We start from the raw sequence: 1,225 nt of genomic DNA, 5'->3' as shown, positions 1-1,225 counted from the left end.
CGGCTCGACATCTACCTGCCCGAGCGAAGCACCCACTCCGAGCGCACCACCATCGTCTGGGTGCATGGCGGCGGCTTCGTCGGCGGCGACCGCAAGGATGTCGCGCCCTACCTGAAGATCCTGGCCGGGCGCGGATATCCGGCTGTCGCCGTCGGCTACACCCGCGCTCCGACCGCCCGCTATCCCGAACCTGTGCTGCAGGTGAACGAGGCCCTTGGCTTCCTGCAGCGCGAGGGTCAGCGCCTCGGCCTCGATCCGTCCAGCCTCGTGCTCGCCGGCGACTCGGCCGGCGCCCATATCGCAGCGCAGCTCGCAGCAGGCCTGACCGGAAAGGACTATGCCGAGTTGCTCGGACTGAAGCCGGCCGTGGCTCCAGCGGCCTTGAAAGGAGCCGTGCTGTTCTGCGGCGCGTTCGACCCGACCTCGTTCGACCTGACCGGCCCCTTCGGCGGCTTCATCCGCTCGGTGCTCCTGGCCTATTTCGGCACTTCCAATCCCTTCGACAGCGAGCGCATCACCGAAGCGGCAGTGCCCCGCTACGTCACGGAAGCCTTTCCGCGCAGCTTTATTTCCGTCGGCAATGGCGATCCGCTCGCCCCGCAGTCGGTGGTGATGGCGCAGGCCCTGCGCGACCGTGGTGTGAGCGTCGACACGCTGTTCTTCCCTCCGGAGACCGAGCCGAAACTACCGCACGAATACCAGTTCGACCTCGACCGCCCGGAAGGCCGGCAGGCGCTCGACCGGCTGACAGCCTTCCTCGATGGACTGGGTGACTGACGGGATGCCGGAGCGACTAAGATGCATGTCGAGGTGAATGGTGTCCGGCTCTATCTCGACATCGAGGGCGCCGGGCTGATACCGGACGGGCCGCGAATGCGGGAAAAGCCGACGCTCCTGCTCTTGCATGGCGGCCCGGGCGGCGACCACAGCCTCTACAAGCCGGTCTTTTCGTCGCTGCGCGACATCTGCCAGATCATCTATTACGACCATCGCGGCTGCGGGCGCAGCGAGGATGGACCGCGCGAGCGCTGGACGCTGGCGCAATGGGGCGATGACGTGAGAGGCCTATGCGACGCCCTGGGCATCGACAGGCCGATCGTGCTCGGAACCTCCTTCGGCGGCTTCGTCGCCCAGGCCTATGCGACACGCCATCCCGGCCACGCCGCCAAGCTGATCCTCGTCAGCACGGCAGCCAAGGTCGATTTCGAGCGGGTCTACTCGGCCT

At 67.0% G+C, this 1,225-nt stretch carries 2 protein-coding genes; both read left to right on the top strand.

The genetic code is table 11. The annotated features are described in order from the left end of the window. Positions 1-777: alpha/beta hydrolase (locus ACIPIA_RS16635; RefSeq protein WP_400511082.1), on the top strand; the 777-nt coding region annotated here is incomplete at its 5' end. 21 nt (positions 778-798) lie between these two features. Then, positions 799-1,225, top strand: a 427-nt coding sequence (locus tag ACIPIA_RS16630) for an alpha/beta fold hydrolase (RefSeq protein ID WP_400511081.1), incomplete at its 3' end; no start/stop codon positions are given.

The sequence above is a fragment of the Allobosea sp. CER48 genome (assembly GCF_044752385.1).
Taxonomy (GTDB): domain Bacteria; phylum Pseudomonadota; class Alphaproteobacteria; order Rhizobiales; family Beijerinckiaceae; genus Allobosea.
The sequence above is the reverse complement of the archived record's forward strand: the minus strand, read 5'-3'. Positions and strand labels throughout refer to the sequence as shown.